Raw genomic sequence first — 24,047 nt, 5'->3', positions numbered from 1 at the left:
ATCATTAACCAATAAAATTCGGATAACCAACCAATCGTGCCACAAAATAAAAACCGGAGCGGGGATGCTCCGGTTTGTTGTCTGCCCGAGTCTGGCGGGATTAGATGACCCCCAGCTCCCGCAACCGCTCCATCAGATAGCTGTGGGCGGTGTGACGCTCCGAGAGCACCACGTCCGGACGGGGGTGCAGGAAGAGCGGCAAGGAGATGCGGGACTTGGCGGCACTGCCCCCGGTCGGGTTGATGACCCTGTGGGTGGTGGAGGGGTAGTAGCCGCGGGAGGCCTCCTGCAGCATGTCACCGATGTTGATGATGAGGGTGCCGAAATCGCAGGGCACGTCCATCCACTCTCCGTCTGAACCTTTCACCTGCAGGCCCGGCTCGTTGGAGGCGGGCAGAATGGTCAGCAGGTTGATGTCTTCATGGGCGGCGGCGCGGATGGCGCCCGGCTCCTCGGTGCCGTCGAAGGGCGGGTAGTGCAGCACCCGCAGCAGGGTCTTGTGGCTCTCTTCGATCATGGAGGAGAGCGGGCAGCTGTAGTGGGCGGCGATGTCGCCCGGGGTGTGTTGCTCCACCCAGCCCAGCAGCTCGGCGGCCAGATCGTTGGCGAGGCGGTAGTACTCCATCGCCTGTTCTTTCAGCTCTGCCGGCATCTGGCCCCAGGGATAGATGTGGAAGTACTCCTTGATGTCCTTCTGGCTGTGGCCCTTGGCCACCTCGGACACCGAGGGCGGGAAATAGCCGTCCTGGGTCTCGCGATTGAACAGGAAATCCTGTTTCTGTTCGCTCATGAAGAAGCGATACCAGTTGTCATAGATGGACTGCACCAGCTCCTTCGGGATGGGGTGGTGAGTCAGCACCCCGAAGCCGGTGGTGCGCAGGGATTCGGTGAAGCGCTCGGCCGCATCGGGGGAGCGATAATCGACGGTCAGGACTTTCATTGTTTTTATGTTACATGCCAGTTAAAAGTAGGCGCAGTTTACCCTGCCTCCCCCGGCAAGAAAAGGCTGCCGGAAGCCCGTCTACAACGGCTTGAAAATACTGATAAAAACATCATGATACGGCCCCCTCGCCCGGTGCTTGTCCCGGACGGGCCTCCTCTTCTAGAATGCCCCACCCCCTTTGCTGTCGGAGCCCCCTCATGTCCCCCAAGATCCTGTTGTTGACCCTTCCCTTCCTGCTCGCCGGGTGCAGTTCCCTCTCGGAGGAGGAGTGCCGTGCCATGAGCTGGTACAACCAGGGCTATCAGGACGGGGAGCAGGGCAAAACCCGGAGCGCCACCCGCGACTATCAGAAGACCTGCGGGGAGTACGGCCTCAAGGTGGATGAGGCGGAGTGGCAGCGCGGCTACGCCAAGGGGCTGGAGCTCTATTGCATCCCCGAGCTTGCCTACAGCAAGGGACGGGAGGGGAGCGAATACCTGGGGGTCTGCCCCAACGACACCAGCTTCCTCACCCAGTTCGAGCGCGGCCGCAAGGAGTACCTGCTGGAGCAGCGCCTCGGCGAATTGCAGCAGGAGCTGGAGCGCACCGAGCGGAGCATCCACCAGTTGGATCAGCAGATCCGGGGCGAGAGCGACAGCCGCCAGCGCGACTACTACCGTGCCCAGCGCGAGCGCGCCATCCGTCACTACGAAGGGGTATACCGGGACTATAACCGGCTGCGCTTCCCGGATCGGGTGATCCAGTTCTCCTTCGGGAGCTGACAAAAGGGGGCCGACATGGCCCCTTTCTGTTTATGCCGCAGACTGTTTTTCCCCTCAGGCGGGCAGGACCCAGCGCTGCAACGCCAGGGCGATGCCATCCTCGTTGTGATCCGCGGTGACCCGGTCTGCATGGGCCTGGATCTGGGGCGCCGCATTGCCCATGGCCACCGCCAGCCCCACCTGCTCGAACATGCTGATGTCGTTGTTGTTGTCGCCAAAGGCCACCAGGTTCTCCATGGCGATCCCCTCGCTCGCCGCCCACTGGGCCAGCCGGTTGCCCTTGCTGCAACCTGGCTGCACCAGCTCCACCGCATAGGGGGCCGCCCAGTCACGGGTGAAGGGCAGTCTCTCCACCACCTCCCCGACGAAACGGTGCAACCGGCCGGGATCCTGGTTGAACAACTCCAGCTTCCAGATGGGGGACTGCAACCAGGACTCGATATCCTCGGCGGGCAGCAGGGAAACCTTGAGGTGATCCGGCTGGGTTGCCGACCAGCGCCGCATCCGGCCCACGTGCTCCTCGCAGCCCAGGTAGCCGATGCCGTCCCCCAGGTGGAACAGCGCCCCCATCTGCTGGGCTTGCACCTCCTCCAGCAGGGCGGTGAGGGGCGCCACGGCCAGGGGATCCCCGGCGAGGATCCTCTCCTGTACCGGATCATAGAGGTAGGCGCCGTTGCTGCAGATGATGGGGGTGTCGAGGGCCAGCTCGTGGTGGAAGGGACGGGCCGTCATGAAGTGGCGACCCGTCACCAGCAGCACCTTGATGTCGTGGGCCCGGGCCTGGGCCAGGGCCGCCCGGGTAGCGGACGAGATCTTGTGATCCCGGTTCAGCAGGGTACCGTCCATGTCCAATGCAATGGCCTGATAACGACTCATATCACCTCCAGGAATGTCGAGACGGGTGCGGCGCCATCCCCTCCCGTTGCCAATGTCATGACGACACATCTCACCGCCGGGAATGCGGACTGGGCATCGCAAGGCCCATGATGGGAGACGCGCTCGCCGGGGGGCGGGAACAGCGGAGCAAAGAGCCATACCGTCCCAGACTCGGCGCCGCGATGCAAGTCCGGCCCGCCATCCCGTCGCCGAACTGTGATCCCCGCGCCCTTCGTCAGCCCGCCTCGGCGCACCCGGCCACGGCGTTTCGCCTGTCCGCCCGTCTGCGCAATCCGTAGAAACCGAGGGCACAGATCACGCCGCAGAGGCCGGCCAGGTAGAAGGGCCACTCGGTCCCCGCCAGCAGCACCAGGCTGCCCAGCACCACCGCCAGGATCTCGCTGCCCACCGCCAGACCGCGGTAGAGCCCCATCGCCTGCCCCTGCTGGCTGGCATGGCTGCGGTTGGAGACCGCCACCGAGGTGGCCAGCTCCCCCAGACTCATGCCGATGCCGGCCGGGATGAAGGTGAGCGCGAGCCCCCACCACTGGGTCGGCAGGATGAACATCAGCATGCCCGCCGCCATCACCAGGTGGCCGACGATGCCAAGGGAGCTGCCGCGCCAGTGCCGTGCCAGCTGCTCACCGATCCAGGAGCCCAGCATCATGGGCACGCTCACCAGCACGGCGGCCTGGGCCAGTTGCACCGGATCCCATGCCAGCCGCTCCACCAGCCAGACATTGAAGTAGGTGAAGTAGAGCTGCACCGCCCCGTAGCTTGCCAGGGTCAGGGCAAAGTAGGGCAGGAGACGAGGTTGCAGCAGCAGTTGGCGGGTCGAGAGGGGAGCTTCATCCCGGGTCGCCGGCACCGGGGGACGATTGGGCAGCAGCCAGAGCACCAGCAGCAGGTTGATCACCGTCATCCCCACCGCCAGCCAGGCTGCCAGACTGTAATCTCCCGAGACCACGGCCGCATAGCCTCCGATCATGGGACCCACCACCCAGCCCAGGTTCATGCCGATGTTGATGCGGGCGAAGTTGCGGGCCTTGGTCCTGGCCGTGCTCATGTCCGCCGCCATCGCCTGCACGATGGCGATGTCGCCGTTGAAGAAGCCCTCCACCACCCGGCTCAGCAGCAAGAGCGGCAGGGAACGCCAGGCGATGCCGAGGGCCATCAGCACATACCCCCCCAGCACCCCCACCAGACAGAGTGTCAGCACCGGCTTGCGCCCATGGCGATCGGAGAGGCGGCCAAGCAAGGGGGCCCCCAGCAGTTGAAACAACGGATAGAGCCCCATGATGACGCCAAGCCACACCTTGCGGCTCCAGTCCGACGCCTGTGGCGTCAGCATGCCCTGGACCGGATCCAGCAGCAGCGGCGCCAGGACGGGGGAAGGCAGGCTGAACCCCGCCACCGCCAGCGTCACCGTCATCACCAATACCCAGAGGGTCGCCTGTCCCTTGATCCCTTCCATCTTCGCCTCATTAAATAAAGTCATCGGTTTATTTATATTGTGAGGGGTCGTCCATTAAGTAAAGCAGATTGTTGATTTAAATCTCCCTGCTACCCATAATGACCTCATCCAGGCGGTCACCGCACCGATACCCACCACCGGAGCCCCCATGAACGCCAGTACCGACAAGATCCTCTATCTGCTGAAAACCCGCGGCCCCCAGAGCGCCGCCGAACTCGGCGACCAGTTGCAGATGACGTCCATGGGCGCGCGCCAGCACCTGATGGCCCTGGAGTCCGAGGGCTGGGTAGGGTTTAGCGACGAGGCCCGCGGCCGCGGTCGCCCGGTGCGTCTGTGGCACCTCACCGACCAGGCCTGGCAACGCTTCCCCGACACCCATGGCGATCTGACCCTGCAGCTGATCGACGACATCCGGCAGGTGTTTGGCGACGCGGGCATGGAGCAGCTCATCACGCGGCGGGAGCAGCAGATGCAGGCACGCTATGAATCCAGGCTGACCCAGCCGGCGCTGGCAGACAGGCTGATGACGCTCAAGGCGCTGCGCACCCAGGAGGGGTATATGGCGGACATGTCGCAGGAGGAGGACGGCAGCTGGCTGTGGTGGGAGAGTCACTGCCCCATCTGCAGTGCGGCCAGAGCCTGTCGGGGCTTTTGCCGCAGCGAGCTGGCACTGTTTCGCCGGTTGCTGGCGCCGGCCGAGGTGGAGCGGGAGCAGTATCTGCTGGAGGGGGACAGCCGCTGTCTCTATCGCATCCGGCCGCCCCGCCCCTGAGCGGGCGGAACGCAAAAACAACAAAGCAGGCGCCGGGATGCCTGCTTTGTTGCCTTCGGGGAGGGGGTGCTCTCGTTCCAGCCCGTTGTTTCCCGATAAGGTCGAACGGCTGATGGGGCTCTTGACCCGGTAAGGTCCTTCACCACAGGTGCCTGGTCGGGCGCCTGTCTTGCCACCGGAAGATGTAACCATGGTACTCCCCGCGATGCGGTGAGTGGTTGTGAAGTAGCAGGTATTTTCAGTTGTTTTTGCAATAGTTCACCCTTAATCTAGGAAAAGTGGATTAGTAATTGCGAAGAGGTACGGAGAATGCTGAAACTTGATCGTATAGACAGGCATATTCTGGAGCTGATGCAGGAAAATGGCCGCATCAGCAACCTGGAGCTGGCCGAGCTGGTCGGGCTCTCTCCCTCCCCCTGCTCGCGCCGGGTCAAGGCGCTGGAGGATGCCGGTCTCATCGATACCCATGTCACCCTGCTCAATGCCCGCCAGCTGGGGCTGACCCTCACCGCCTACATTCACATCTCCATGGACAGGCACACTCCGGAGCGGTTCGAGAACTTCGATCGCGCCGTCAAGGATCTGCCCGAGGTGCTGGAGTGCGACCTCATCACCGGCAACGATGCGGATTACCAGCTCAAGGTGGTGGTGCGGGACATGGAGCACTACCAGCACTTCCTGCTGGACAAGCTGACCCACATCTCCGGCGTGACCGGGGTGCGTTCGAGCTTCGTGCTGCGCCGCATCAAACACAAGACCGCCCTGCCCCTCAACCACCTGGGCTGACAACCCACCCCGCATCCGGGGAGCACCAAAAGCAAGAGGAGGCCAGGGCCTCCTCTTCTTGTCTCTGCTATCAAGGGCATTCGCGGTCAACACAGCCCCCGGGCGCCATCGCGCCGCCAGGTGGCGAACGCCTCGTCATGCCTCGACCTGGCTGACGTCCTGCACCTGCAGCAACCAGCCGTTCTGCTCCTGCAGGGGTTCGCCGCGCAGCCGCAGCCGCTCACCGGTCGACACCCACTGCCCTTTGGGCAGAGAGATTTCCAGGCTCTCGCTGCCGTTGTCGAACACCCAGCGATCGGCGCCCAACGACTCCATCAAGTACCCTTCCATCTCCACTCTGGACTCGGCCTGCCAGGAGGGGGAGGCGGTATCACGGCTCTCGATGAAATCCCCCTGAACACCAAAGCTGGCCAGCCCCCACAGAATGGAGAGCCCGACGATGGATGATTGCATCTCTCTCTCCTGTTGGTTTGCTACCTTGAGGGCCAGTATGGGAAGAGAAAAATGAGTGCACCATGAACAAGGTGCCAAAGTGCTGGCAAGATCGCGAAAAAAACCGGCCCCATGGCCGGTCATGTCATTTTATGTCGTACAGGTCACACTACTTGGCCGCTTCTTCTGCCATCCGTGCAGCCCTTGGTTTATTTGTCCACATGGCCACCCCGCGGTGATCCGCACAGATCCCCTCGTCGGTGACCGCCCTCACCCGGACCCCGTCCTTGCAGATGGCCTGCCAGGCATCGGCATCGTCGATCTGCAGCTCGGAACGGGGATAGGAGGTATCGGCGCAGGCGCACAGCAGGATGGCGAACAAAGGAAGCAGGGATTGCATGGGTTTCATCGGGTCACTCCTGACGGGAAAAGGGATCAGCGCCCCAGCTGCGCCGCCACGCGATCGCAAAGCAGCTTGAGCTGGGCCAACTCAGCATCGGCCAGATCCACCTGATTGCGCAAGCTGTCCGCCAGACAGCACTCCCTGACCTCCTGCTGCAACTGGCGTCCCGCCTCGGTCAGGCTGATGCACTTTTGCCGCTCATCCTCGTGGGAGACGGTGCGGGTCAGCCACCCCTTGCTCTCCAGCCGCTTGACGATGGGGGTCAGGGTGCCCGCATCCAGTCCGGTCTCCTGCCCTATCTCCTTGAGGCTGACCTCGTCCCGGGCCCAGAGCGAGAGCATCACCAGGTACTGGGTATAGGTGAGATCCAGCTTGTCCAGCAGCGGCCGATAGGCACGCATCACCGCATTGGAGGCGCTGTAGAGGGCAAAACAGACCTGCTTTTTCAATTCGCTCATGGAGGACCTCGCTGACGACAAGGGGGCAGTATACCCCATCAACTTCGGGGCTGAATAGTTTGCACACAAAACAGTTGCCAGCCCCCGCGTTCAGGACTACCCTGATTTTAGTTTGCACACAAACAAAAATACCAGGCCGCCGCCCGACGCGCGGCCCCACTGCCGGAGAATGCCCATGAATGCCATCAGCCATCAAATCCAACTGCTGCGTCGCCCCACCGGTCTCCCCACCCTGGAGGACTTCGCCCTCCGGGACGTGCCCCTGCCCGCCCTGCAGGAGGGAGAGGTACAGGTCGCCAACCAGTGGCTGTCGGTGGACCCCTACATGCGCGGCCGCATGAGCGAGGCAAAAAGCTACGTTCCTCCCTTCCCCCTCAACGGTCCCCTCGACGGCGGCGCCATCGGCACGGTACAGGCATCGCGCCATCCCGATTTCAAGGTGGGGGACAAGGTGAGCAGCATGCTGGGCTGGCGGGATGCCTTCGTGGCAAACGCCGCCCAGCTCACCCGCCTGCCCGACACCACCCTGCCGCCCCAGCGCTTCCTCGGCGCCCTCGGCATGCCGGGCATGACCGCCTGGGCGGGCCTGCACAAGGTGGCACACCTGAAGGCCGGTGAAACCCTGCTGGTCTCGGCGGCCTCCGGGGCGGTCGGCACCATGGCGGTCCAGCTCGCCAAGCAGGCGGGAGCCAGGGTCATCGGCTCCACCGGCTCGGCCGACAAGGTCGCCTACCTCAAGACCCTGGGTGCTGATGCGGTGATCAACTACCGGGAGACCCCGGATCTCGACGCCGAGCTGGCCCGCCTCGCCCCCGAAGGCATCCACGTCTACTTCGAGAACGTGGGGGGCGCCATGCTGGATGCCGCCCTCAACCACCTGGTGGTGCACGGGCGCATCGTGCTGTGCGGCCTCATCGAGCAGTACAACAGCAACGGCCAGGCTAGCGGCCCGCGCAACCTCTCCCAGGTGATCCGCAAGCGCATCCTGATGCAGGGGCTGCTGGTCTCCGATCACTGGCAACACTACGGGGAGTTCCTGGCCGAGGCCATGCCGGCCTTCGAAGCGGGCACCCTCCAGGCCGAGGAGACCATCAGCGAGGGGCTGGCCAGCATGCCGCAAGCCTTTATCGGACTGTTCCAGGGCCGCAATACCGGCAAGATGCTGGTCAGACTGCCCTGATCCGGGGGCGTTTTCCATCTGTTTAACAGATAGAATGTCGCCAGACCCATCCATTTAAGCGATGGAAAATCGGCATCCGATCGCCCTTGAACAGGCGGCTTGCACAACGGGCCCATCCCCCCTAAGGTGGGCCCGTTTTCCCTGGCGCACCCCGCCGTCTCAGCAAGGAGCCTTCCCTATGTCTACCCCCTATCCTCGCGTCGGTGTCGGCGTCATTCTCACCAATGGCCAGGGCCAGGTACTGCTTGGCAAGCGCAAGGGCAGCCATGCCCCCTACTGGTCCATCGCCGGCGGTCATCTGGAATTGGGGGAGACCTTCGAGTCGGCAGCCATCCGGGAGGTGGCAGAGGAGACAGGCTTCGTCATCCGCCAGCCTCGCGTCATCGCCGTCACCAACAACCTGGAGACCTGGCGCGAGAGCGGCCTGCACTACATCTCGGTCACCCTGCTGGCAGAGGTGGACGGGGAGCCGCAACTGCTGGAGCCGGAAAAATGCGAGGGCTGGATCTGGTGCGACCCGCACACTCTGCCCGAGCCTCACTTCGATGCCAGTCGCCAGTCCATCGCCTGCTGGCTGGCGGGACAATGCTACCTGCCCCAGGCACAACCTGCCCCCTGACCCTCACCGGCAGGCTGCCGCGCGTCACCCCGGCACCTCTCGTCTGTTGGCGGAGGCGACCCGCCACCCCGCCAGCCCCTGTTGATGGCAGGCAGCGCGGGAGGGCGTACCGTCACCAAACCGTCACTTTTTTGTCATATTATCCGGGCCAGGATGATGACGAGGAGGGGAAGATGGGACAGGTGTTCATGCAGTTCTTGTGGCTGGGGTGCATCAGTGTTGGCGGGCCGGCCGCCCATATCGGCTATTTTCAGCGCACCTTTGTCCAGCGGCTGGGCTGGCTGAACCAGGGGGAGTTCGCCCAGTTGCTGGCCCTGTGCCAACTGCTGCCGGGTCCGGCCTCCAGCCAGCTCGGCTTTGCCATCGGCCGCCACCGCGCCGGCATCGGCGGCGCCCTGGCCGCCTTCGTCGGCTTTACCCTCCCCTCCTTCCTGCTGTTGCTGGCGGCCGCCGTCGGTCTAGGTCAGCTTGCGGGCAACTTCTGGCTGGACGCCGCCCTGCACGGCCTCAAGCTGCTGGCGCTCGTCGTGGTGGCGGATGCCGTGCTCACCATGAGCCGCCAGTTCTGCAAGACGGCGCTGCAACAGGGGGTCATGGTGGCCACCGCCGCCGCCCTCTGGTGCGCCCCCGGGCTTCTGACCCAGGTCGCCATGCTGCTCGGTGCGGCCCTGCTCTGTGCCCTGCGCGAGCCCCGCCCGGGGAGTCAGCCCCCCGCATCCACTCCTGCTCGCCAGCCTCACTGGCCGACCCTGCTGCTGTTCGCCCTGCTGTTCGTCGGCCTGCCCCTGGTGGCGAGCGGCCCCGTCAGCCAGTTGCTGGCCGACTTTTACCGGGCAGGCAGCCTGGTGTTTGGCGGTGGTCACGTGGTGCTGCCCCTGTTGCAGGAGAGCCTGGGTCACCACCTGAGCGAGCAGCAGTTCCTGACCGGCTACGGCCTGGCCCAGCTGGTACCCGGCCCCATGTTCACCCTGGCCACCTACCTGGGCGCCGTACTGCTGCCCGCCACTCCCCTCATCGGGGCGCTGCTGGCGACCCTGGCGCTCTTCCTGCCGGGTTTCTTGCTGCTCTGGGCGCTGGGCCCCTGCTGGCAGCACTGGCTGGCCCGCCCCCGTCTGGCGGGGGCCGTGGCCGGCATCAACGCCGCCGTGGTGGGGCTGCTGCTGGCGGCCCTCTATCAGCCGGTGTGGCAGAGCGCCGTGCTCTCCCCCACCGATCTGGCGCTGGCCGCCGTCGGCTTCTACCTGCTGCGGGTGCCACGGCTCCCCGTTCTGCCCCTCGCCGCCCTGCTGACGGGGGCTGCCCTGCTGCTGGCCTGACGAACCCGCGACAAGTCAGGCAGCGCCCGCCGGGCTGTCGGTCATGGCTCTTCTCCCCGAGAGGAGGCAAAGAGAGCAAGATCCGTCAGGACAGCTCGGGCCCGTTGGCCGATAGTGGGCAGCACAGAGGAGAGACCATGGATCACAACCAGACAGAGGCCTACCGCCGACGCTTTCAAACGGTGACAGAGCACATCGAGCGCCATCTCGACGACGACCTGTCGCTGGAGCGGCTCAGCGCCGTGGCGCACTTTTCGCCCTTTCACTTTCATCGGCAATTTGCCGCTTACTGCGGCGTGCCGCTGGGGCGTTACATCCAGCTGCTGCGGCTGAAGCAGGCCTCTTACCGGTTGGCATTCGCGCCTCTGGACAAGGTGACTGATATCGCCCTCGATGCCGGCTTCCAGCATGGCGAATCTTTCAGTCGCGCCTTCAAGCAGACGTTCGGCCTGACGCCCAGCCAGTTCAGGCAGCACCCGGACTGGGCCAGCTGGCATCGCTGCCTGCCACGGCCCCCCACAAAGAGGATTGACCCCATGCGAGTCGACATCATCCAGTTCCCGCAGACCGCCGTCGCCGCCCTGACCCATCAGGGCCTGCCCGAGCGCATCAACGACACCGCGGCGCGCTTCATCCAGTGGCGCAAGGCCACGGGCGGCTCCCCGGTCGCCACCAGCCGGACCTATGGCCTGGCGCCGGACGACCCCGCCACGACGGAGGGTGCGGCGTTTCGCTTTACCCTCTGTGGCAGCGTCGAGTCCCCCGTCGCCGAGGACAATGAGTGGGGCGTGAAGAATGCCCTCATCCCGGCCGGGCGCTGCGCCGTGGTACGCCACCACGGCTCCCACGACCTCCTGGCCGACTGCGCCCGGGCGCTCTACCGCGACTGGCTGCCCGCCAGCGGCGAAGAGCTGCGGGATTTTCCGCTCTTCTTCCACTACCACAACTTTGTACACGAGGTGCCCACCCATGAGTTGGTCACCGACATCTACCTGCCGCTGGCATAGCCCGGCACCTGACAGGGGGAGATAAAAAAGCGGCGCCTCCGAAGGGAGGCGCCGCTGGTCGTGTCGGGGATCAGGCGTCGGGCTCGAAATCCAGGCTCAGGCTGTTGACGCAGTAGCGCTGGCCGGTCTCGGTCGGCCCGTCGGGGAAGACGTGGCCGAGGTGGGAGCCGCACTGGCTGCAGGTGATCTCCACCCGCTTCATGCCGTGGCTGTTGTCCTCGGTGTAGGTCACCGTCCCCTCGATGGCCCGGTCGAACGAGGGCCAGCCGCAGCCCGCGTCGAACTTGGCTGCTGAGTGGAACAGCACCTGCTTGCAGCAGACGCAGTGGTAATCGCCGCTCTTGCGGTTGTGCAGCAGGGCACCGCTGTAGGGACGCTCGGTCCCTTTCTCCCAGCAGACGTGGAACTGCTCTGCACTCAGCTTGTCGCGCCACTGTTCAGGGTTGTTACTGCTCATTCCGGCTCCTCACCACTGATAACGGTGCCCAGCATACCCAGTCAGGGCGCCTGGCTCTACCCCGCCAGCGGGAACTGTGATCCCGTTGGCAACACGGCGACAACATCCACTGCCACCACCCCTTCACTCGCCAGCACCGCCGCCGGCAGGGCGACCCGCTCCAGCAGCTTGAGGGAGTGGGCACGCCCCACCGCCACCTGCCGCTTGATGTCGTCCGGCAGGAAGGGCAGGCCGTCGTTGGTGGCGGTGTCGATGGTCTGGATCCACTCCATGCCCTCCCCCGGCGGCGGCAGGCGGAACTGGATGTCATAGTCGCTGGCGTTGAACAGCACGTACCAGCGCTCCCCGGTGCAGCCAATCATGCCGATGTCCATGGCAAACGCCTGCCCCATGGGGGCATGCCAGTCCTGATCGGTGAGCTGATGGCCGTCCGGGTGATACCAGTTCACCTGGTGGCAGCTGGTCGCCTTGCCGTTCCAGCCGTCGTCGCTCAGTTGCAGGTTGGAGAAGACCCCGGACTCCGCCCGCAGCGCCATCATCTGGCGGGTGAAGGCGAGCAGCCGCTCGTCCTCCGGGCGAAGTTGCCAGTTCACCCAGCTTATCTGGTTGTCCTGACAGTAGGCGTTGTTGTTGCCGAGCTGGCTGCGGCCCATCTCGTCCCCGGCCAGGAAGTGGGGCGTCCCCTGTGACAGCAGCAGGGTGGCGATCAGGTTGCGCTTCTGCTGCTGGCGCAGGTTGTTGATGCGCGGGTCCAGGGTCGGCCCCTCCACCCCGTGGTTGCTGGAGAGGTTGTTGCCGTGACCGTCCCGGTTGTCCTCGCCGTTGGCCTGGTTGTGGCGCTGGTTGTAGGAGACCAGATCCTCGAGGGTGAAGCCGTCGTGATAGCAGAGGTAGTTGACGCTGGTGTGGGGGGAGCGCCAGTTCTTCGGGAAGAGATCCCGCGAGCCTACCAGACGGGTGGCAAAATCCCCCATCTTGCCCGCATCCCCGCGCCAGAAGGCGCGCACCGTGTCGCGGTAACGATCGTTGATCTCCAGCCATTGGCTCGGAAACTGGCCGAGACGATAGCCGAAGGGGCCTATGTCCCAGGGTTCGGCGATGAGCCTGACCCGCGCCAGCACGGGATCCGCCATCATGGCCTTGAAGAAGGCGCTCATGGGATCGAACTCCCCCGCCTCCCGCGCCAGGGTGACCGCCAGATCGAAGCGGAAACCGTCCACCTGCATCTCGGTAACCCAGTAGCGCAGGGCATCGAGCACCAGTCGCAAGGTATTGGGGTGATCCAGATTGACGCTGTTGCCGCAGCCGGTGACGTTGGCGTGGCGATGGTAATCCGGACCGTGGGCCCCCGACTCGAAGGCGTAGTAGCCCGCGTTGTCAAACCCCTTGAGGGAGAGCATGGGGCCGTCGAAGCCCGACTCTGCGGTGTGGTTGTAGACCACGTCCAGGATCACCTCGAGCCCCGCCCGGTGCAGCTCGCGCACCATGGTCTTGAACTCGGTCACCGCATCCTTCGCCCCGTAGCGCGGTTCGGGCGCGAAGAAGGCGATGGGGTTGTAGCCCCAGTAGTTGGTCAGCCCCAGCTGCTCGAGCCTGGGCTCGGACATGAAGGCCGCCACCGGCATCAGCTGGACCGAGGTCACCCCCAGCCCCTGCAGATGCTCGATCATCAGCGGGTGGCTGATGCCCAGATAGGTGCCCTGCAGCGCCTTGGGGATGCCGGGGTGCTGGCGGGTGAACCCCTTGACGTGGGTCTCGTAGAGCACGACCCGCTCCGGCGGGATGCCGGGCTTGCCGACCCCCTGCCAGTCGAAGGCATCGTCCACCACCACCGACTTGCCCACCATGGCCGCGCTGTCCCCCTCGTAGAGGGCATCGTCCCAGTGGGTGGCACGGCTGAGCGCACGGGCATAGGGGTCGATCAGCAGCTTGTCCGGGTCGAACAGCAACCCCTCCTGGGGAGAGCCATGCACCCGGTAGCCATAGCGCTGACCGGCCTTGACCCCTCGCACGTGGCCGAACCAGTACTGGCCGCGCCGACCGGGCAAGGGGAGACGCGCCAGCTCCTGCTCCTCGTCGTCGAACAGGCAGAGCTCCACCTTGTCCGATTGGGGAGCCCAGACACAGAAGTGGCAGCCCGTCTCGTCCAGACGGGCGCCAAGCGGGTGATCTACCCCGTTTTCCATTTCAAACATCAGGACTCCTGTTTGATGAACAAGGTCGCGAGCGGCGGCAAGTCCAGCACCAGGCTGTGTGCCATCCCCTGCCAGGGGGTCGCCTCGGCGACGAAGACCAGACCCACATCATAGTTGCTGCCCCAGTAATGCTCGCTGTCGGTGTTGAGCACCACCCGATAGCGACCGGCAGCCGGCACCCCGAGACGGTAACCGATGCGCGGCACCGGGGTGAAGTTGCAGGCCACCACCAGCGGATGGGCCCCCAGCTTGTCGGCCCGCAGCCAGGCGAAGATGCTGTTGTCCGCGTCCTGATGATCCAGCCAGCGGAAACCGGCCTGTTCATAATCCGCCTGATACAAGGCAGGTTCATGACGATAGAGGTGGTTGAGATCCCGGATCAGCCGCTGCTGGCCACCGTGCCTGGGGTACTGCAACAGGTGCCAGGGCAGCTGGGCATCGTGATTCCACTCGTTGCTCTGGGCGATCTCGGTGCCCATGAAGTTGAGCTTCTTGCCGGGGTGAGCATACATGAAGCCCATGTAGGCGCGCAGGTTGGCGGCCTGCTGCCACTCGTCCCCCGGCATCTTGTAGAGCAGGGAGTGCTTGCCGTGGACCACCTCGTCGTGGGAGAGGGACAGAATGAAGTTCTCGTCATAGTGGTACACCATGGAGAAGGTCATGTCGTTGTGGTGGTAGCGACGGTGAATGGGCTCTTTTTGCATGTAGCTGAGGGTGTCGTGCATCCAGCCCATATTCCACTTGAAGCCAAACCCCAGGCCGCCAAGGAAGGTGGGACGGGAGACCCCGGCAAAGGCGGTGGACTCCTCGGCAATGGTCATGGCGTGGGGGTACTTGCCGTACACCTCCTCGTTGGTCCACTTCAAGAGGCTGATCGCCTCGTAGTTGTGGTTGCCGCCATCGACGTTGGGCACCCACTCACCGGCGTTGCGGGAGTAATCCAGATAGAGCATGGAGGCGACCGCATCCACCCGCAGGCCGTCGACGTGGAACTTGTCGAGCCAGAACAGGGCGCTGGCCACCAGGAACTGGCGCACGGTGTCGCGACCGAAGTCATAGATGTAGGAGTTCCAGTCCGGGTGCCAGCCACGGCGCGGATCTTCGTACTCGTAGAGCGGCGTGCCGTCGAAGCGGGCCAGGCCGTGGGCATCGGACGGGAAGTGGGCGGGCACCCAATCCAGAATCACGCCGATCCCCGCCTGGTGGCACTGATCCACGAAGTATTTGAAATCGTCGGCCGTGCCGTAGCGGCTGGTGGGGGAGAACATGCCCACCGGCTGGTAGCCCCAGGAGCCGCTGAAGGGGTGCTCGGAGACCGGCAGCAGCTCGATGTGGGTGTACTCCATCTCCTTGATGTAATCCACCAGTTCCACCGCCAGCTCGCGCCAGCTCAGGCTGTCGCCGTTGGGGTGACGCTTCCAGGAGCCCACGTGCAGCTCGTAGATGGAGAGGGGCTGTTCGCGCTTGTCATTGAGCTGACTCTCGCGCCAGGCGGCGTCCTGCCACTGGTACTGGCCGTGGTCATAGACCACGGAGGCGAACGAGGGGTACTGCTCGCAGTAGAAGCCCACCGGGTCGCTCTTGTGGGGCAGGCGATTGCCCGCCGGGTCTTTCAGTTCGAACTTGTAGCGATCCCCGGCCTTGAGCCCCGGCACGAATAGCACCCAGTGGCCGCACTGGCTGCGCTGCATGGGGTGACGGCGGCCATCCCAGAAGTTGAAATCGCCGATGAGGCTCACGGCCGTGGCGCTCGGCGCGTAGACGGCAAAGCGTACCCCTTCCACCTGCTGGCCGAGGTGCGTCACGGTGCGCAACTGGGCGCCGAGGGTGTGGTAGAGGTTTTCCGGTTGCCAGGTGAGTTCCGCCAGCCCCTCCCAGGCGGCGGCCTGGAACTGATAGGGGTCGATGATGTCGGCACTGACGTCGGCGTAGGTCGCGATGAGCTGGTAGGGGAAGGGATTCTTGCGGCGGGTGAAAACAGTTTCAAAGAGGCCCGCTTCGTCAGCGGCGGTCAGGGTGGCAACTATCTTGCCTGACTTGAGATCCCTGACCCGGACCTCGAGTGCATCGGGCAACCAGGCGGTGAGTTTCAGGCCTGGCCCATCCGGATTGGCCAGCAGGCCTAGATGGGAGAAGGGATCGGCACAGCGGGCGGCAACCAAACGTTCAACGGGCATCGACATTTCCTTTGATGGCTGAACATCCGCTTCGGCCGAAGCCGAAGCGGATGAAAGTGAGTCACATGTTGGCGTTCAAGGCTCAACGGCTGGCCTCGTCACGGGCCCGGCTCATCTTGCCCGCCAGATTCTTGAGCGCCTCGTCGGCGAAGATATCCTCCAGATCCCGGGAGAGCTTGCGACGCCAGTTGGGGTACTCGTAGCTGGTACCCGGCACGTTGACCGGCTTGTCCATCTCCAGCCAGTCTTCGAGCTGGGTGCTGAACAGGGCACAGCTGCCGCGGGACATGTGCAGTTGCAGACCGTGGTTGAGCTCGGTATTCATGCCGACCCAGTTCACGTCGTGACTGATATTGCCAGAGATGACCCCATGAGCATGCAGGCTGTCAAGGATCCGCTGCTTGGCCTGGTGGCGATCAGCATACAGGGTCTTGAGTACGTCTTCATCCGGGTACAGGCCCAGTTCGCGTCCCAGCGCCAGATCGTCGCAGTGCCAGAAGCCTTTGAGGGTCGGCATGTCGTGGGTGGTCAGGGCGGACATCGCCTGCTCGGCGTAGTGCGCCGGGGAGATGAAGCCGCCATCGTCCTTGGAACGCTCGAAGAAGAACACCTTGTAGGAGTGGACGCCGTTCTCTTTCAGGGTCACGTCGATCCCCTCCGGCACGGTACCGAGATCCTCCCCGATCAGCAGACACTGGTTGCGGTGGGACTCGAGGGCCAGGATCCCCAGCAGATCGTTCACCGGGTAATAGATGTAGGCGCCCTTGGCGGCCGACTCTCCGGGCGGCACCCACCACAGGCGCAGCAAGGCCATCACGTGGTCGATGCGCAGGGCGCCGCAGGAGCGCATGTTGGCGCGGAACAGATCCACCATGGGCTGGTAGGCGGCCTCGAACAGCTGGTTCGGGTTCATGGGGGGCAGGCCCCAGTTCTGGCCGAGGGGGCCGAGGATGTCGGGCGGTGCACCGACCGAGGCTTTCGGGCAGTAGAGATCCCGGTTTGCCCAGATCTCGGTGGAGCCTTCAGAGACGCCGACCGCCAGATCCCGGTAGATCCCCATCACCATGCCGGCGGCCTTGGCGCGAGCATCGGCCCGGGCCAGCTGCTCGTCAGCCAGGAACTGCAGATAGAGGTAGAAGGCCACATCCTGCTGGTGCTCGGCCATCCAGGCCGCCACTTCGGGGTTGTGGTAATCGCGCAGCGCCTCGGGCCAGACCGGCCAGCCCCAGGCATTCTCGCCCTTGGCATAGAAGTGGGCCTGCAGGGCGTCAAACGCTGCCTGCTGTTGCAGGCTGTCACCGCCGGCAGCCACGAAGGCATCGAACGCAGCCTGACGCTCGGCGCTGAAGCTGGCCTGGTCGAACACCTGGCGCAGCATCCCGATCTTGGTCTGGATGACGCCGGTGTAATCCACGTTATCCTTGACCCGCAGGGAGGTGAGGTGCTGCTGGAAGGCCGGGCTCGCCACCTCCGCTTTCAGGCGATCGTTGCCCAGGAATTCGGGCACCGCTTCCACATCGATATAGGCGACGTTGAGCCAGCGACGGGAAGAAGGGCTGTAGGGGCTGGCACTCTCCGGGTTCGCCGGATAGAGGGCATGAATGGGGTTGAGACCGACGAAGTGGGCTCCCCAGGCGGCGGCATTCTCAACCAGCTGGCCGAGATCGCTGAAATCGCCGATGCCCCAGTTGTGGCGGCTGCGCAGGCAGTAGAGCTGGACGCTCGGGCCCCACACCTTGCGACCATTGGCGATGGGCGCCTGCTTGTAGCAGGACTTGGGGGCAACGATGAGACGCATGGTGGCCAGCGGCTCGTCATTGCCCTCTTCCAGCAGGATGAGCTGGTGATAACCCAGCGCAGGCTGCACATCCAGGGTGACGCGATAGGCCTGACACTCCATCTCCTCGAACTCGGCCACCCCGACCAGCTCACCCTCGATGGGAGTGAGTTGACCGGACAGCACTGCACCCTGCTCCTGCTGGAGCTGCCAGGTGAGGGCATCGTTGACGAATTCGATGGGGAGGCGAACCTCAAGAGTAACGGCGTCGCCGCTGCGTACCACCATCACGGGATCCAGCGCGCGCAGCCAGTGCTGGCGGTGCTCCTGCTCAAGCTGTTCGGACAGGGCGGCCTCGTCATCGACGCGGTAGCCCATGGCGCCCAGCATGGCGGCCTTGCTCTCTTCCGATACCAGGGCCGGCTGGCCCCAGGCATCAACATACTCACTGGCAATGCCTTTGGCGGCAGCCAGCTGTTCAATCAGGGTGGTCATAGTTTGAGAATTCCCGCTGTGGATTCTGTCTACGCTATTTTGTGATTAATTTTTATGGTTGGTACTTGAACAGTGGCTCTTTGGCCATGCTAAACCGCGCACATTTTTACATATCTCCCCGGCTGGATGTGTGACCGGGCAGGCACTATTGTTGTTCTCTGCCACCGACTTTGCTGATGATGCATTCAACAAAAGTTGGTAGCCAGTTACATAAACCGAAAATAAATTTCACAGTTTTTCATGATATAGCGCAATTTCGCGCAGATTGTTGGTTGACTCGCGAGGGAGTTCTAGTAAATTTACAAACGGAATTTTCTTTGACTACTGAACAGTTAGGTAACCAATTATGACTATCAAAGTAGGTATTAACGGTTTTGGCCGTATCGGTCGTTTCGTTTTCCGTCTGGCCGCTGAGCGTGCTGACATCGAAGTGGTTGGTATCAACGACCTGATCGACGTTGACTACATGGCTTACATGCTGAAGTACGACTCCACTCACGGTCGCTTCAAGGGCACTGTTGAAGTCAAAGACGGCAACCTGATCGTCAACGGCAAAACCGTACGTGTTACCGCTGAACGTGACCCGGCCAACCTGAAATGGGGCGAAATCGGTGTTGACGTTGTTGCCGAAGCAACCGGTCTGTTCCTGACCGACGAAACCGCTCGCAAGCACATCGCTGCCGGTGCCAAGAAAGTCGTACTGACCGGTCCGTCCAAAGACGCTACCCCGATGTTCGTCATGGGCGTCAACCAGGATTCCTACGCTGGCCAGGACATCGTTTCCAACGCTTCCTGCACCACCAACTGCCTGGCCCCCATCGCCAAGGTTCTGAACGATACCTTCGGTATCGAATCCGGCCTGATGACCACCGTTCACGCTACCACTGCTACCCAGAAGACCGTTGATGGTCCGTCTGCCAAAGACTGGCGCGGTGGCCGCGGTGCGGCTCAGAACATCATCCCGTCCTCTACCGGTGCTGCCAAGGCTGTTGGCGTGGTCATCCCGGAACTGAACGGCAAGCTGACCGGCATGGCCTTCCGCGTTCCGACTCCGGACGTGTCCGTTGTTGACCTGACCGTCAACCTGAAGAAAGAAGCGTCCTACGCTGAAATCTGCCAGGCCATGAAGGCTGCCTCCGAAGGCGCCATGAAGGGCGTGCTGGGCTACACCGAAGACGAAGTGGTTTCCACCGACTTCCTGGGTGAGCGTCAGACTTCCGTGTTCGATGCTAAGGCTGGTATCCAGCTGAACAAGACCTTCGTGAAAGTCGTCTCCTGGTACGACAACGAAATGGGCTACTCCAGCAAGGTTCTGGACCTGATCGCTCACATCTCCAAGTAATTTGGGATGCGCAATCGCGTAGCTTGAAAAAAGGCGGCCAATGGCCGCCTTTTTGTATTCTGAATCACGGACCCTTTCTGAATGTCCCCGAGCACTGGAGCCTTTATGACACCGACACGTACGCTGACTGCCCACTGCACCCTGAGCCAGGATGGCCTGCCCCTGCTGACCATAGACAATGAGCACGCCAGGGCCGAGATAAGCCTGTTTGGCGCCCATGTGCTGCGTTACCAACGCCATGGTGAGCCGGCCTCTCTCTGGCTCAGCGACAAGGCGATACTGGATGGCAGCAAGCCCATTCGCGGCGGCATTCCCCTCTGCTGGCCCTGGTTCGGCCCCTCCCCCGCTCGCGTTGGCAGCGGCAAGCCGGCTCATGGCTTCGCACGCAACTGCCTGTGGACGCTGGATGGGGTCTCCGATCACGGGGATGGCACACTCGTCCACCTCTCCCTGCGTGACAACGATGCCAGCAGGACACTCTGGCCCCATGCCTTCGAGCTGGAGCTGGACGTACTGGTCGGCAAAGAGCTTTCCCTGGTGCTGACCACCCGCAACACCGGCAAGTCAGCGCTCACCTACAATGCCGCCCTGCACACCTACCTGCAGATCAGTGCGCCGGAAGCGGTAACCGTGACCGGCCTCGGCGAACCCTATCTGGACAAGCTGACCGGCCGAAACGAACTGCAACAGGGAGCGCTGACCGTCACCGCAGCCATGGATCGCATCTACCGCCAGCCCGATGCCATGGTCAGCGTGCAGGATGGTGAGCGCACCACCCGGGTGGTCAGCGGCAACCACGACAGCGTGGTGGTCTGGACCCCCTGGCAGGAAGGGGCCAGCGCCATGGCCGACATGAGTGACGACGGTTATCGCACCATGCTCTGTGTCGAGGCGGCCATCACCGCCGAGGACGGGATCACCGTCGCGCCCGACGAGGAGCACAGCTTCTCCACCGTCATCATCTGACGATACGGCTGACGGATAAATTAAAGAGGGCTCCCGCGGGAGCCCTCTTTGCATCTTGCCATCAGAGTCAGTCAGGCGTTGCCCTGGGTCTTGAGCTTGAGCTCCGCGGCGAAATCCAGCATGCGATCGAGCGGGACAAGCGCTTTGAGACGCAGTGCCTCATCCACATGGATCTCGTGACGCTCGGCACCGTCGGTCAGGGCTTCCTTGATGGCCACCAGGCCGTTCATCGCCATCCAGGGGCAGTGGGCGCAGCTGCGGCAGGTGGCACCATCGCCGCCGGTGGGCGCTTCCACCATCTCTTTCTCCGGACATGCCTGCTGCATCTTGTAGAAGATGCCGCGATCGGTCGCCACGATCAGTTTTTGCTGGGGCAGCTCTTTGGCGGCCTTGATGAGCTGGCTGGTGGACCCCACCGCATCCGCAAGCTCGATGACGGAGGCCGGAGACTCCGGGTGCACCAGCACGGCGGCATCCGGGTTCTGGGCCTTGAGCTCGCGCAGCGCCTTGGCCTTGAACTCGTCGTGCACGATGCAGTGCCCCTGCCAGCGCAGCATCTCGGCGCCGGTCTTCTTCTCGATGTAGGCGCCGAGGTGTCTGTCCGGGCCCCAGATGATCTTGTGACCCTGACTGTCCAGATGTTCGACGATCTCCAGCGCAATGCTGGAGGTGACCACCCAGTCGGCCCGTGCTTTCACCGCTGCCGAGGTATTGGCATAGACCACCACGATGTGATCGGGGTGGGCATCGCAGAAGGCGGAGAACTGGTCGATGGGACAACCCAGATCAAGAGAGCACTCGGCCTCCAGCGTCGGCATCAGCACCCGCTTGTGGGGGCTCAGGATCTTGGAGGTCTCTCCCATGAAGCGCACACCGGCCACGATCAGGGTCTGGGCCGCATGGTCGCGACCGAAGCGAGCCATCTCCAGGGAGTCACCCACGAAGCCACCGGTGGCTTCTGCCAGGGCCTGGATCTCGGGATCCGTGTAGTAATGGGCAACCAGCACGGCCTGGCGCGCCTGCAGCAGCACCTTGATCTCGGCGATCAGGGTCGCCTTCTGCTCGGGAGTCAGGGGCTGTGGTTTGGCCGGGAAGGGGTAGTCCATCTCGACTACCGGCGGAATACTGCTCAGTGCATTGCTCATTGCGACTGTTCCATCAACGCTCGGGAAGGCCAAAATTATAACCAGAAGCCGTGCACAAACCCATCAACAAATCCAGTACAGTACAACTGTCAGGACCCGCTCCGACCATATCGTTGTCATTCTTGCCAAAAGGAGTTGTCGAATGAAACAACGTTCGCTCAAGACCAAGTTGTTGTTGCTCACGCTGGGACTTTTTCTCGCCAGTGGCGTCGCCATGACATGGATACAGTCCTCCTCGCTGAACGGCCTGCGCGATGACATCATGGCGCAGACCCGTGGCGCCCTGGAGCAGGAGGTTTCCCGTTCCCTGCAATTCCAGGCAGAGCGGTATGCCGTGCAGATCGAAGACCAGTTGCAGCAGGCCTATCAGATACCGCTCGGCATGGCGGCGCAGCTTGAAGGAAGCATGGCCCAGCCGGACCAGCGGCTGAGTCGCCCACAAGTGGAGCTGCTGCTTGGCAGCCGCCTGCGCCAGGCAAACGGGATCAGTTCCATCTACGCCCAGTTCGAACCCAACGGTTACGACGGACAGGACGCCGACTGGCAGACGGGCGCCAGCCATTCGGTTGCCGGTAAGGGCAGTCTCGAGGTCTACTTCACCCGGGAACAGAACGGAAACATCGCGCAGCAGACCATAGATGCCGCCACCAGTGACGCCAAGTTCGACACCTCGCGCAATGAATTCGGCATTCGCAACAGCGAGTGGTATCTCTGCGGTCGCGAGACTCGTCGCCCCTGCCTGATGGAACCCTACCTCTACGAGATAAGCCCTGGCCAGAAGATGCTGATGACCAGCCTGACGGTGCCCGTCCTCAAGGATGGCAAGTTTGCCGGGATCACCGGGGTCGACATGAACCTGCCCATCTTTCAGCAACTGGCCGAGCACCTTGGCAAGAGCCTCTATGACAACCAGGCCGAGGTCACCCTGGTCAGCAAGACGGGCTTCATCGTCGGCAGCAACCGCCATTCGGACAAACTGGGGCGCCCCCTGACAGAGGCCGGACTGGTTGCCCCGAATGGACGCCCCGCCGATACCGACAGCGATTTCATCCTGCAGCAGCCCATACGGATCGATTCCGCCGACAACCAGTGGTGGCTGATGATCAAGGTGCCCAAGGCCCTCGCCCTCAGCCAGGCCAACACCATCAGCCAGCAGCTCGGCAGCCTGTTGCAGGCGACCCAGCAGCAGCAGCTGGTTGCCATCGTTGTCATCACCCTGGTGGCCCTGGGGCTGCTTGTCTGGTTCATCCAGACCATCACGGCGCCCCTCTCCCTCATCAGCCGCCACGTCTCCCACCTCGCCAGCAATGAAGGCGACCTGACCCAGCAGATGCGCATCGACACCCACCAGGAGCTCATCGAGCTGGGCAGGCATCTCAATGCCTTCCTCGGCAAGCTGAGGGCCATGGTGCAGGGCAGCAAGCAGATTGGGCAACAGGTGCATCAGCAGGCCAGGGGCATGAAGCAGACGGCCGATGCCATGCGCAGCAGCCTGGACGATCAGAGCCTGGAGCTGGAGAGCGTGGTCAGCGCCATGCACGAGATGAGCACCACGGCAGTCAGCGTGGCGGGCTATGCGGAACAGGCGGCGCAGGAGTCGGAAGCGGCGACCCACCATGTCAGCACGGCCCAGCAGACATTGAGCAGGGCCCGCAGCGAGATCCATACCCTGGTCGAGGACATGCATCAGGCCGACAAGGCGGTCGCCCAGGTCGCCCAGCGCAGCACCAATATCAGCCACATTCTCGATGTGATCCGGGCCATTGCCGAACAGACCAACCTGCTGGCCCTCAACGCAGCCATCGAGGCGGCGCGGGCCGGCGACATGGGCAGGGGCTTTGCCGTCGTGGCGGACGAGGTGAGGGCGCTGGCCAACAAGACCCGCTCATCCACCGACGAGATAGGGCAGCTCATCGGCAGCCTGCAAACCGAGGTCACCAGCAGCCAGCAGCTGATGAGCACGGGGATCGCCCGCTCGGTGAGCACGGTTGAAGGTACGGAGCAGGCCTTCGAGGCACTCAATCAGGTGGTCACCCAGATCCAGCAGATCCATGATCACATCAGCCAGGTGGCGACCGCCGCCGAGCAGCAGAGTGCCGTGAGCGACACCATCAACCAGAACCTGATGCGCATCGGTGACGCCGCCACCACCCTGGGACAAGAGGCCAATGCCAGCCAGCGTCTGAGCGAGGCACTGGAACAGGCGGCCACCACCCTGGCAAGCGAGCTGGATCGACTGCGAACCTGATGGCAGACGGAAACGAAAAAGCCCGCATCGCTGCGGGCTTTTCAATATGGTGGTCGTTACTGGGCTCGAACCAGTGACCCCCTCCTTGTAAGGGAGGTGCTCTCCCAGCTGAGCTAAACGACCTGGGATATGACTGAAATGATGGTGGGTCGTGCTGGATTCGAACCAGCGACCAATTGATTAAAAGTCAACTGCTCTACCGACTGAGCTAACGACCC

At 63.4% G+C, this 24,047-nt stretch carries 21 protein-coding genes and 2 tRNA genes; 10 read left to right on the top strand and 13 right to left on the bottom strand.

The genetic code is table 11. The features are described from left to right. Positions 1-100 precede the first annotated feature (100 nt). On the bottom strand, positions 101-940 hold the full coding sequence (locus tag ACVDHI_RS18070) for an isopenicillin N synthase family dioxygenase (RefSeq protein WP_010672899.1): 840 nt from the start codon (positions 938-940) through the stop codon (positions 101-103). Between the two features lie 200 nt (positions 941-1,140). Here ACVDHI_RS18070 and ACVDHI_RS18065 point away from each other — a divergent pair, with 200 nt between their 5' ends. Next, the gene (locus ACVDHI_RS18065; RefSeq protein ID WP_010672898.1) at positions 1,141-1,704 is read left to right on the top strand and encodes a DUF2799 domain-containing protein; all 564 of its coding nucleotides are present in this window, start codon (positions 1,141-1,143) and stop codon (positions 1,702-1,704) included. A 54-nt stretch (positions 1,705-1,758) separates the two neighbouring features. Here ACVDHI_RS18065 and ACVDHI_RS18060 read toward each other — a convergent pair whose 3' ends face one another. Further along, a complete protein-coding gene (locus ACVDHI_RS18060; protein WP_010672897.1) occupies positions 1,759-2,580 on the bottom strand; it encodes a Cof-type HAD-IIB family hydrolase in 822 nt (273 codons plus the stop codon). A gap of 235 nt (positions 2,581-2,815) precedes the next feature. After that, positions 2,816-4,054 (bottom strand): MFS transporter, encoded by a 1,239-nt coding sequence (locus ACVDHI_RS18055; protein WP_447212365.1) that lies wholly within the window; start codon positions 4,052-4,054, stop codon positions 2,816-2,818. A gap of 148 nt (positions 4,055-4,202) precedes the next feature. Here ACVDHI_RS18055 and ACVDHI_RS18050 point away from each other — a divergent pair, with 148 nt between their 5' ends. After that, the gene (locus ACVDHI_RS18050) at positions 4,203-4,826 is read left to right on the top strand and encodes a helix-turn-helix transcriptional regulator (protein ID WP_041214535.1); all 624 of its coding nucleotides are present in this window, start codon (positions 4,203-4,205) and stop codon (positions 4,824-4,826) included. A gap of 309 nt (positions 4,827-5,135) precedes the next feature. Continuing rightward, positions 5,136-5,612, top strand: a complete 477-nt coding sequence (locus ACVDHI_RS18045) for an Lrp/AsnC family transcriptional regulator (RefSeq protein WP_010672894.1) — start codon at positions 5,136-5,138, stop codon at positions 5,610-5,612. Positions 5,613-5,747: 135 nt separating this feature from the next. Here the strand turns inward: ACVDHI_RS18045 and ACVDHI_RS18040 are convergent, their stop codons facing one another. From ACVDHI_RS18040 to ACVDHI_RS18030, 3 genes are all read right to left on the bottom strand, one after another. Beyond that, a complete protein-coding gene (locus tag ACVDHI_RS18040) occupies positions 5,748-6,065 on the bottom strand; it encodes a hypothetical protein (RefSeq protein WP_010672893.1) in 318 nt (105 codons plus the stop codon). 148 nt (positions 6,066-6,213) lie between these two features. Further along, positions 6,214-6,444, bottom strand: coding sequence for a hypothetical protein (locus ACVDHI_RS18035; protein WP_029313696.1), 231 nt, complete (start codon positions 6,442-6,444; stop codon positions 6,214-6,216). Positions 6,445-6,479: 35 nt separating this feature from the next. Then, the gene (locus ACVDHI_RS18030) at positions 6,480-6,905 is read right to left on the bottom strand and encodes a MarR family winged helix-turn-helix transcriptional regulator (RefSeq protein ID WP_167826217.1); all 426 of its coding nucleotides are present in this window, start codon (positions 6,903-6,905) and stop codon (positions 6,480-6,482) included. Between the two features lie 175 nt (positions 6,906-7,080). Here ACVDHI_RS18030 and ACVDHI_RS18025 point away from each other — a divergent pair, with 175 nt between their 5' ends. The 4 genes from ACVDHI_RS18025 (at position 7,081) to ACVDHI_RS18010 (ending at position 11,027) form a co-directional block, all read left to right on the top strand. Next, on the top strand, positions 7,081-8,085 hold the full coding sequence (locus ACVDHI_RS18025) for an NADP-dependent oxidoreductase (protein WP_447212364.1): 1,005 nt from the start codon (positions 7,081-7,083) through the stop codon (positions 8,083-8,085). A 178-nt stretch (positions 8,086-8,263) separates the two neighbouring features. Continuing rightward, a complete protein-coding gene (locus tag ACVDHI_RS18020) occupies positions 8,264-8,704 on the top strand; it encodes a nucleotide triphosphate diphosphatase NUDT15 (protein ID WP_039039391.1) in 441 nt (146 codons plus the stop codon). A gap of 173 nt (positions 8,705-8,877) precedes the next feature. Continuing rightward, positions 8,878-10,020: a chromate efflux transporter gene (gene chrA, locus ACVDHI_RS18015; RefSeq protein WP_447212363.1), complete on the top strand. Its 1,143-nt coding sequence runs from the start codon at positions 8,878-8,880 to the stop codon at positions 10,018-10,020. A 137-nt stretch (positions 10,021-10,157) separates the two neighbouring features. Next, a complete protein-coding gene (locus tag ACVDHI_RS18010; protein WP_202040221.1) occupies positions 10,158-11,027 on the top strand; it encodes an AraC family transcriptional regulator in 870 nt (289 codons plus the stop codon). Positions 11,028-11,097: 70 nt separating this feature from the next. Here ACVDHI_RS18010 and msrB read toward each other — a convergent pair whose 3' ends face one another. From msrB to malQ, 4 genes are all read right to left on the bottom strand, one after another. Continuing rightward, complete coding sequence (msrB, locus tag ACVDHI_RS18005) at positions 11,098-11,484, bottom strand: peptide-methionine (R)-S-oxide reductase MsrB (RefSeq protein ID WP_041211021.1); 387 nt, start codon at positions 11,482-11,484, stop codon at positions 11,098-11,100. 56 nt (positions 11,485-11,540) lie between these two features. Continuing rightward, the gene (gene glgX, locus ACVDHI_RS18000; protein WP_069652456.1) at positions 11,541-13,679 is read right to left on the bottom strand and encodes a glycogen debranching protein GlgX; all 2,139 of its coding nucleotides are present in this window, start codon (positions 13,677-13,679) and stop codon (positions 11,541-11,543) included. Continuing rightward, positions 13,679-15,856 carry a 1,4-alpha-glucan branching protein GlgB gene (gene glgB / locus ACVDHI_RS17995; RefSeq protein ID WP_447212362.1) on the bottom strand — a complete coding sequence of 726 codons (2,178 nt, stop codon included), beginning with the start codon at positions 15,854-15,856 and terminating at the stop codon, positions 13,679-13,681. Before glgB ends, glgX begins: the two co-directional genes overlap by 1 nt. Positions 15,857-15,938: 82 nt before the next feature. Continuing rightward, complete coding sequence (gene malQ, locus ACVDHI_RS17990; protein WP_010672883.1) at positions 15,939-18,128, bottom strand: 4-alpha-glucanotransferase; 2,190 nt, start codon at positions 18,126-18,128, stop codon at positions 15,939-15,941. Positions 18,129-18,474: 346 nt separating this feature from the next. Between malQ and gap the strand changes: the two genes are divergently transcribed. Together gap and ACVDHI_RS17980 are read left to right on the top strand one after the other, a co-directional pair. Then, a complete protein-coding gene (gap, locus tag ACVDHI_RS17985; protein WP_010672882.1) occupies positions 18,475-19,470 on the top strand; it encodes a type I glyceraldehyde-3-phosphate dehydrogenase in 996 nt (331 codons plus the stop codon). Between the two features lie 105 nt (positions 19,471-19,575). Next, positions 19,576-20,436: a D-hexose-6-phosphate mutarotase gene (locus ACVDHI_RS17980; RefSeq protein WP_042015770.1), complete on the top strand. Its 861-nt coding sequence runs from the start codon at positions 19,576-19,578 to the stop codon at positions 20,434-20,436. A gap of 71 nt (positions 20,437-20,507) precedes the next feature. Here ACVDHI_RS17980 and nadA read toward each other — a convergent pair whose 3' ends face one another. Continuing rightward, positions 20,508-21,581 carry a quinolinate synthase NadA gene (gene nadA / locus ACVDHI_RS17975; RefSeq protein WP_010672880.1) on the bottom strand — a complete coding sequence of 358 codons (1,074 nt, stop codon included), beginning with the start codon at positions 21,579-21,581 and terminating at the stop codon, positions 20,508-20,510. 142 nt (positions 21,582-21,723) lie between these two features. Between nadA and ACVDHI_RS17970 the strand changes: the two genes are divergently transcribed. Beyond that, entirely contained in the window at positions 21,724-23,829 is a 2,106-nt protein-coding gene (locus tag ACVDHI_RS17970; RefSeq protein WP_447212361.1) for a methyl-accepting chemotaxis protein, read from the top strand. A 47-nt stretch (positions 23,830-23,876) separates the two neighbouring features. On the opposite strand, the gene ACVDHI_RS17965 is transcribed toward ACVDHI_RS17970, so the two are convergent. Both ACVDHI_RS17965 and ACVDHI_RS17960 read right to left on the bottom strand, forming a co-directional pair. Beyond that, positions 23,877-23,952 (bottom strand) — tRNA-Val (locus tag ACVDHI_RS17965). 19 nt (positions 23,953-23,971) lie between these two features. Next, positions 23,972-24,047, bottom strand: a tRNA-Lys gene (locus ACVDHI_RS17960).

This window comes from Aeromonas sp. 25-248, from assembly GCF_053005425.1.
Note: the sequence above shows the minus strand (reverse complement) of the source record. Positions and strands in the feature narration are given on the sequence as shown.